Origin of the sequence: Ewingella americana (assembly GCF_006438725.1) — a bacterium.
Classification (GTDB): Bacteria; Pseudomonadota; Gammaproteobacteria; order Enterobacterales; family Enterobacteriaceae; genus Ewingella; species Ewingella americana_A.
The window spans coordinates 128,211-136,456 of sequence record NZ_RCZD01000013.1 but is presented as its reverse complement, the minus strand read 5'-3'; the positions used below and the strand labels follow the sequence as shown (position 1 = coordinate 136,456).

General features: G+C 49.9%; 8 protein-coding genes, 3 tRNA genes and 1 pseudogene. 4 read left to right on the top strand and 8 right to left on the bottom strand.

The features are described from left to right. Positions 1–220 (bottom strand): transposase (locus tag EAH77_RS20755; RefSeq protein ID WP_140474695.1); only part of this gene is annotated, 220 nt, incomplete at its 3' end. Positions 221–387: 167 nt separating this feature from the next. On the opposite strand from EAH77_RS20755, the pseudogene EAH77_RS20750 reads away from it, so the two are divergent. Beyond that, positions 388–624 (top strand): annotated as a pseudogene (locus tag EAH77_RS20750) (integrase); the annotation flags it as partial. 103 nt (positions 625–727) lie between these two features. Here EAH77_RS20750 and EAH77_RS20745 read toward each other — a convergent pair. The 6 genes from EAH77_RS20745 to uvrY all read right to left on the bottom strand — a co-directional run bounded on the left by EAH77_RS20745 (position 728) and on the right by uvrY (position 4,271). Then, a tRNA-Leu gene (locus EAH77_RS20745) sits at positions 728–813 on the bottom strand. Between the two features lie 11 nt (positions 814–824). Further along, positions 825–898: transfer RNA gene (locus EAH77_RS20740), tRNA-Cys, on the bottom strand. A gap of 58 nt (positions 899–956) precedes the next feature. Beyond that, positions 957–1,032 (bottom strand) — tRNA-Gly (locus tag EAH77_RS20735). A 149-nt stretch (positions 1,033–1,181) separates the two neighbouring features. Continuing rightward, positions 1,182–1,730 carry a CDP-diacylglycerol--glycerol-3-phosphate 3-phosphatidyltransferase gene (pgsA, locus tag EAH77_RS20730; RefSeq protein ID WP_140474694.1) on the bottom strand — a complete coding sequence of 183 codons (549 nt, stop codon included), beginning with the start codon at positions 1,728–1,730 and terminating at the stop codon, positions 1,182–1,184. A gap of 56 nt (positions 1,731–1,786) precedes the next feature. Further along, the gene (gene uvrC, locus EAH77_RS20725; RefSeq protein ID WP_140474693.1) at positions 1,787–3,655 is read right to left on the bottom strand and encodes an excinuclease ABC subunit UvrC; all 1,869 of its coding nucleotides are present in this window, start codon (positions 3,653–3,655) and stop codon (positions 1,787–1,789) included. Beyond that, positions 3,615–4,271, bottom strand: coding sequence for a UvrY/SirA/GacA family response regulator transcription factor (gene uvrY / locus EAH77_RS20720; RefSeq protein ID WP_140474692.1), 657 nt, complete (start codon positions 4,269–4,271; stop codon positions 3,615–3,617). The genes uvrC and uvrY overlap by 41 nt, the downstream gene beginning before the upstream one ends. A gap of 742 nt (positions 4,272–5,013) precedes the next feature. On the opposite strand from uvrY, the gene EAH77_RS20715 reads away from it, so the two are divergent. The 3 genes from EAH77_RS20715 (at position 5,014) to EAH77_RS20710 (ending at position 6,469) form a co-directional block, all read left to right on the top strand. Next, the gene (locus EAH77_RS20715) at positions 5,014–5,238 is read left to right on the top strand and encodes a DUF2594 family protein (RefSeq protein ID WP_140474691.1); all 225 of its coding nucleotides are present in this window, start codon (positions 5,014–5,016) and stop codon (positions 5,236–5,238) included. Between the two features lie 161 nt (positions 5,239–5,399). Then, positions 5,400–5,573 carry a hypothetical protein gene (locus EAH77_RS25300; protein WP_170215685.1) on the top strand — a complete coding sequence of 58 codons (174 nt, stop codon included), beginning with the start codon at positions 5,400–5,402 and terminating at the stop codon, positions 5,571–5,573. A 107-nt stretch (positions 5,574–5,680) separates the two neighbouring features. After that, positions 5,681–6,469, top strand: a complete 789-nt coding sequence (locus EAH77_RS20710; RefSeq protein ID WP_140474690.1) for an AraC family transcriptional regulator — start codon at positions 5,681–5,683, stop codon at positions 6,467–6,469. On the opposite strand, the gene leuA is transcribed toward EAH77_RS20710, so the two are convergent. Continuing rightward, positions 6,454–8,121 (bottom strand): 2-isopropylmalate synthase, encoded by a 1,668-nt coding sequence (gene leuA, locus EAH77_RS20705; protein WP_140474689.1) that lies wholly within the window; start codon positions 8,119–8,121, stop codon positions 6,454–6,456. The two genes, EAH77_RS20710 and leuA, sit on opposite strands and share 16 nt — an antisense overlap. Positions 8,122–8,246 lie beyond the last annotated feature (125 nt).

Sequence of the window (8,246 nt, the reverse complement as noted above, 5' to 3'; positions counted from 1 at the left end):
TCAGATCGGCAAACATCTGCTTCAGACGACGATTCTCGTCTTCAAGATCTTTGATTTTTTTGATATCAGCGGCTTCCATCCCGCCATATTTCGCCTTCCAGTTGTAGTAGCTGGCTTCGGAAATAGCGGCCTCGCGGCACACATCTTTGACGGTCCTGCCAGCTTCGACTGATTTCAGTACGGCGATGATCTGGTGCTCGGTGAAACGGATTTTACGCATAGCGATCTCCTCGGGGACATAATTAGTATGTCGGAAGATCTCTAAAAGTGAATGGGCCGTTTTGGTGGGATACTTACATTCAGGCCGCGAGCGTATTTAGTCCCCAGCCAACAAGCCACCAAGTGATCCACGACGACGAGCATCTCGGTTCATCAAGCAATCACTTGGCCGGTTACACACGGGATGGGTTTAACAGTCGTTGGATGAAGGCAAAACAAGAAGCGAAAGAGAAATTTCCTGAACTGGATTTCAATTTTACTTTCCATGATTTGAAGGCGAAAGGAATATCGGATCTGGAAGGTTCACTGTACGACAAGCAGGCTATCTCAGGCCATAAAACGGCAGCTCAGACGGCAAGATATGACAGAAAGATTGCGATTGTTCCCGCCGTTGGGGATCAATAATATTATGAAAGGGTATTATGAAGCAGGCATAAAAAAACCACCCGAGGGTGGCTATAAACGACATTACTGCTGTATTGCTTTTGATTATTCGGTTAATTTTCCATGGTACCCGGGACGAGACTTGAACTCGTACAGCCTAAGGCCGAGGGATTTTAAATCCCTTGTGTCTACCGATTCCACCACCCGGGCTCCGGGAAAATTGGAGGCGCGTTCCGGAGTCGAACCGGACTAGGCGGATTTGCAATCCGCTACATAACCGCTTTGTTAACGCGCCTTTAATTCTTACTACTTATCTTGCACTTAAGTCGATATCACTAGCGGCTTAATAAATTTGGAGCGGGAAACGAGACTCGAACTCGCGACCCCGACCTTGGCAAGGTCGTGCTCTACCAACTGAGCTATTCCCGCATTAATCAGAACTTACTGATTTTTTTAACTATCTTCAGGCTACCTGTTGGCTGCCGTCTGATGCGATGCATTCTACTTACCTGACGCAATGAGTCAATAAAATTATCCACTCCAGACGATCGTTTGACGGTTTTTAACTCAGTTTGATATCAGGGTTCCAGCAAATCATGACGTGCGGCGTTCAAATATTGGAACATTGACCAGAAAGTCAGCACTGCAGCAATATAGAGCGCACCCACACCGACCCAAATGACGATGGCATCAGGACGCCATAACAGAGCCACCAGCGACAACATCTGGGCTGTGGTTTTGACTTTGCCAATCCAGGAAACGGCCACGCTGCTGCGTTTGCCAATCTCAGCCATCCATTCACGCAACGCTGAAATGATGATCTCACGGGCAATCATGGTGGCTGCAGGGAGAGTTATCCACCATGCATGAAAATGCTCAGCCACCAGAACCAGCGCCATGGCGACCATGACTTTATCCGCAACCGGATCAAGGAAAGCACCAAAACGCGTGGTTTGCTTCCAACGACGGGCCAGATAGCCATCAAACCAGTCAGTGATCGCCGCAAACACGAAAATCAGTGCACAAGCCGTCGGCGCCCATGCATAAGGCAAATAGAATGCCAGCACGAAAAACGGAATGAGTACAACGCGAAACAGGGTGAGGCACGTCGGTATATTAAATTGCATAGCGTAGGTAACTGTCTGTCTTGTGTGGTTATTATGAGTATGTTGCTACATCGCTCTTAGTGTTTCAACGCATTATGGATCTTTTCTGCCAACGCGTTAGAAATACCTGGCACCTGTGCAATTTCCTCAATACTGGCATTCAGCAGCGGCTGAATCCCTCCCATATACTTCAGTAAAACTTGCCGACGTTTAGGCCCGACACCTTCGATCTCTTCTAATGCACTGGTATTACGTACTTTAGCGCGTTTCAGCCGGTGCCCGGTGATGGCATGATCGTGCGAATCATCACGAATATGCTGGATAAGATGCAATGCAGGTGAGTCTGAAGGTAGTGAAATGCCCTCACCTTCCGGTACGAAAAACAGCGTTTCAAGACCGGCTTTACGATCTGCACCTTTCGCAATACCAATCAACAACGGCTTTGACTTATCCCACGTGACATTCAGCGAAGAGAATACATCAATCGCCATACCCAGTTGGCCTTTGCCGCCATCGATAAAAATGACGTCAGGGATTTTTTTATCCTCTATCGCTTTGCCGTAACGCCGGGTCAGCACCTGCGCCATCGCGGCGTAATCATCGCCGGGGGTAATACCGGTGATATTGTAGCGCCGGTATTCTGAACGCAGGGGACCGTTAGCATCAAAAACAACACAGGATGCGACGGTTTGTTCGCCCATAGTATGGCTGATATCGAAGCATTCCATACGGTTAATTTCTGCAAGTTTGAGCGTTTTTGCCAGTTCGTTCATCCGTTGATGGATAGTCGATTGCTGTGCCAGTTTAGTCGTCAGTGCCACAGAAGCATTAGTGCGGGCCAATTTTAGATAACGCGCTCTGTCGCCACGCGGCTTGCTCTGAATTTGCACCTTGCGCCCGGCCATCTCACTGAGCGAATCCGCCAGCAGATCTTTTTCCGGCAGACTGAAATCGAGAAGAATTTCCCCCGGCAGTGTTCGGGACTGGCTGCCCTGCAAGTAAAATTGCCCGACGAAGGTTTGAACCACTTCGCCTAAATCAGTCCCGCCCGGTACTTTAGGGAAATAACTGCGGCTGCCCAGCACCTTGCCCTGACGGATAAACAACACGTGAAGGCACGCCATGCCGGACTCAAACGCAACACCGATAACATCCAAATCTTCACTGTTACCGGACACAAACTGCCGTTCCGTTACACGGCGCACGGCCTGAATTTGATCGCGGATACGTGCGGCGTCCTCAAAGTGCAGTGCTTTGCTGGCCTCTTCCATACGTTCAATGAGATTGTTCAGCACTTGCTGATCTTTGCCGGATAAGAACAGCCGGACGTAATCCACCTGTGCTTTGTACTCTTCCTCGCTGACCAACCCTTTCACGCAGGGTCCTAGACAGCGACCAATCTGATATTGCAGACAAGGACGCGAGCGGTTGCGATAAACACCGTTTTCACATTGACGGATTGGAAAGAGTTTTTGTAACAACGCCAGAGATTCCCGCACAGCATAAGAGTTCGGGAAAGGGCCGAAATACTCGCCCTTGGCGTGCTTGGCACCGCGGTGGATTGAAATTCGCGGATGGTTATCAGCACTTAAGAAAATCAGCGGATAGGATTTATCATCGCGCAGCAGCACGTTATAGCGCGGCTGGTAGAGCTTGATATAATTATGCTCAAGCAGCAAAGCTTCGGTTTCGGTGTGGGTTACCGTGACATCAATTTGCGCAATGTTTTTGACCAGGGTTTCCGTTTTACGGCTGGAAACCTGCAGGCGAAAATAGCTCGAAAGACGTTTTTTCAGGTCTTTCGCTTTACCGACATAAATAACGGTGCCACTGGCGTCATACATTCTGTAGACGCCTGGCTGGCTGGTGACCGTATTTAAAAAGGCCTTGGGATCAAATATTTCATCACTCACTGCCAGACAAAGTCTCCGCGTTGAACAGACCATGCCGGATAGCAAGGTGCGTCAATTCTACATCGCCACTGATATTCAATTTACTAAACATCCGATAACGATAACTGTTAACCGTCTTTGGACTCAAGTTAAGTTGCTCTGAAATCTCGTTGACCTTCTGACCTTTAGTGATCATCAGCATAATCTGCAGTTCACGTTCAGAAAGACTGTCAAACGGCGTGTCAGATTGCGGTTCAATCTGACTCAGTGCCATCTGTTGAGCGATATCGGAGGCGATGTAACGCTGGCCGGAATCAACCAGACGGATCGCATTCACAACTTCCTGTGGCGCCGCGCCTTTACTCAGGTAGCCAGAGGCTCCTGCCTGCATCACTTTGGCTGGCAACGGATTTTCGGTATAGATAGTTAACATGATGATCTTGATGTCAGGCGAGAAACGGACAATCTTTTTGGTCGCTTCTAACCCGCCGATCCCCGGCATATTCATATCCATCAAGACAATATCTACATCGTTGCTGCGACACCATTTTACGGCGTCTTCGCCACACGGGGCTTCACCCACAACCTTGATGCCTTTGATATCTTCTAAAATGCGTCGGATCCCTGCGCGCACCAGTTCGTGGTCATCAACAAGAAGAACGCTAATCAAAGAGTATTCTCCAAAAATAAAGGCAACACACAGTCATCTTTTCATGGCTTGTCGGCAGGCGATATTACGTAGTAAACGTGAATAAAGAGCTTTGGACAGCTTGACAACGAAGAGAGTGTAACATTGGCAGGTCGATTATGAGGCTGCTGACCTGGCTGTCAGACATTGACAGCGGAAATAAAATAGAGCACCCGAAAACAATGTAAATTTAATTAACTGTAGCATTTTACTCCATACGAGGTAAGTTGACCACGGAATGTCTGTAAAAAAATGCGATAATGCATGTAAATGTTAAATTCCATTAAATTAAAAAGATAATAAAATAAAACACTTTAAAATCATAGAGAAAGACTACGCTTCATGATATCCCTGACGAATTGTAAAAATACGTTGTCCATTTTTGAAAACATTTATGTCCGTTGATTAATAGCGCTCAAATAAACAACGTTGTTTCGCAAAGATATATCTATCCTAAAAAAACATTATTAGTGCTCGGCATAACGCGGAAACTCCTGAGTCTATAAAAGGTTTTAGGATATGTTACATGCTGTTTCCAATAAGAAGTCCACTCCCCTTTGCAACCATGGCCCCGTATAACCTGCGCATGTGCGGCATGATGGAAACGGAGTGCTTCACGAAGTATGGATTGATTGTGTTAGAATACGGCCACTTTCTTTCTGGTTGCTGACAAACAACCAAAAACACCTTTTTTGAATGAGCTGTTAACAGCTTTGGAGTCCAAATGAGTAATTGCGATTTTACCACTGAAGCCAATGTCGAGACGCTGGCAACGGAAGTGGCCTGCCTGAAAGCCACTCTGACCCTGATGTTGAAAGCAATAGGCCAGGCCGATGCTGGCAAAGTCATGCTGAATATGGAAAAATTCGCCTCTCAGATGGAAGACGAAAAACAAGCCGAGATTTTCAGAAATTCACTGCAACAAATTAAGTTCGCCTACCGTCAATAAGTTCTCAGGCAGTGCCTGCTTTTTCAGGCCCGTCAACGGATGGGTCTGAATACCCTGCCTCGCTTTTACATTCCTGTGACACCCCCCAATTTCTGCTAAAATCAAACCTCTACTTTCTCTAACAGACTTTTGCTCCAGTAAAATGTCTCCAACAGGATAAAATGATGAGTGAGAATAATAGCGAAAAAAAAACCAAAGCTGATGAAGTGCATATCAGCGATGGTTTGGCGAAACTGCATGAAGTTGCCGAGTTGATGACCGAAGAAGAATTGCAGCAAAAAGCCGAGGAAGCTAAACAGGCGGTTGAAGACGCCAAAAAGAACCCCCATCAATAATAGTCCTTCTCCCTGATGGGACATCACCGGGCTGTCTGGCAACGGGCAGCCTTCTGTAGCAGGCTATGGCCTTTGTCGGTAACGTTCAGTCTGGAAAATATCACCCGATGCACAGTTCCCCCCTTGCCCCTTTTCAGTCAATTGCCGCACTTGCCGTTGAGTACCAGCATGGTGATCACGAGCCATTACACAGCCATCGCTGTTCGCAGCTACTTCATACCCTGTGCGGCGTGGTGGAAGTCAGTACAGCGATGGGCGTCTGGATGGTGCCACCGGGGCGGGGCGTCTGGCTTCCTGCCGGCGTTGCACACAGTTTGCGCTTTATTGGCCGTGTTCAGGCCAGAACGTTGTATGTCGACTCTCTCGCCCGCGCGGATTTACCCTCGCAATGCCAGGCTGTACAGATTTCGCCCCTGCTGCGGGAGTTGATTTTGGTCTCCCTGAGTATCCCGGCTGACTATCAGAGCGGCGGTCGCGATGAACGTATTATGGAACTGCTGCTCGATGAACTGCGTCTGTTACCGGTACTGCCTCTGCATTTGCCTCAACCCAGAGACGGCCAGTTGCTGGAGATCTGCCAGCAAATTCGTGACGCATTATCATCACCCTGGGAACTGGAAGAGGTGGCCGCTCAGTTGAACATCAGCGGGCGGACCTTATCGCGCCGTTTTCAGCGCGAAACAGGGCTGCGCTTCAGTGACTGGGTAAGGCGTGCAAAATTACTGGCGGGATTACATGCGCTGGCGATCGGAACGTCGGTGTTGGATGTCGCACTGGCGCTGGGCTACGACAGCCCCAGCGCCTTCAGTGCGATGTTTAAACGTGCACTCGGCGTATCACCCAGCGACTACTTTTCTCTCGACTTCCCTCTTCCGGCACTTCATGCCAGAAATTGAACCGCCGCATTGAACAGTGCCTGCAACGAGGCGCTGGAGACATCACTGTCGATACCCACCCCGTAGTATGTTTCGCCTTGCTTACGCTGGCAACTCACATAGGCCACGGCGCGACTGTGGCTCTGATGCCCAAGCGTATGTTCATGATAGTCGCCAATATCAAATTGCACCTCAAACTGACGGCTCAGGGCGTCAACCGCACCCGACAGCAAGCCGTTACCCGTTCCGGTTAACACCAGCTCCTGTGCCTGATAAGTCACCCGTGCGCTGAAGTGACAAACGTTGTATGCATCACTGCGGATGTCATAGCCCAGTAACTTCAGTACCGGTTGATCTACCAGCCCGTAGCGTTGACGGAACAGACGCCAGACATCACGGGTACTCATCTCTTTGCCGGTGCTATCGGTTTCTCGCTGTACGGCTTTACTGAACTCGATTTGCAGGCCACGCGGCAATGTCAGGCCGTGATTCTGTTCGAGTAACCAGGCCGCGCCACTTTTGCCGGACTGGCTGTTAACGCGGATCACCGCCTCGTAACTGCAACCAACATCAGCGGGGTCGAGCGGTAAATAGGGTACCTGCCAGTGAGCGTCGCCGCGGCGAGTTTGTGCGGCAAAACCTTTCTTGATGGCGTCCTGATGCGAACCGGAAAACGCCGTGAAGACCAGCTCTCCGGCATAAGGATGACGCGGGTGCACAGGCAGTTGGTTGCACTGTTCGACAACCTCAACAACGCCCTGCAAATTGCTAAAATCCAGCCCCGGCGCAATCCCCTGAGTATAAAAATTCAGCGCCAGCGTCACCAGATCTACATTCCCGGTGCGCTCGCCGTTGCCAAACAGACAGCCTTCCACGCGATCAGCCCCGGCCAGCATCGCCAACTCGGCGCAGGCTACACCGGTGCCGCGATCGTTATGCGGATGAACGCTAATAGATACCTGCCGACGGCGGCTGAAATGACGACAGAACCACTCAATCTGATCGGCATAAATATTGGGTGTACTGACTTCAACAGTAGCGGGCAAATTAATGATCATCGGGCGCTGGGCATCCGGCTGCCAGATATCCGCCACCGCTTCGCAAATCTCCAGCGCGAAATCCAGCTCAGTAAAGCAAAAGGTTTCCGGCGAATACTCGAAGGTCCACTGCGTCTGCGGGTTCTGCTCACACAGCTGACGGATCTGTTTGGCGCCACGCACCGCCAGTTCACGGGTAGCCTCGCGGTCCTGATTAAACACCACATCGCGAAAAATCGGCGCTGTGGCGTTGTACAGATGCACAATGGCGCGCGGCACATCCTTCAGCGCCTCAAACGTGCGTTCAATCAAGTCTGGGCGCGAAGGCGTCAAAACCTGAATAGTGACATCGTCGGGAATGAGATTGCCGTCAATCAAGCCGCGCACAAAATCAAAATCAGTTTGTGACGCCGACGGAAAAGCCACTTCAATTTGCTTGAAACCGCAGCGGATCAGCAAGTCAAAAAACTGCAACTTGCGTTCATTATCCATTGGCTCGGCCAGTGCCTGATTCCCGTCGCGCAGATCGCTTGAACACCATTGCGGCACCTTATTGAGTACTTTACCGGGCCACTGACGGTCGGGTAAGTTGACAGGCGGAAACGGGCGATATTTCTGCGAAGGGTCGGCTAACATGGTGATTCTCCATTCAACGCTGCTGACCTCATGCCGCAGCCTGAAAAGAGTATGGCGTAATCGAAGAAACGGTGCGCCTTGCTAACTGACATCAACCCCCGCGTAACGGACAACGGGGCGCAATA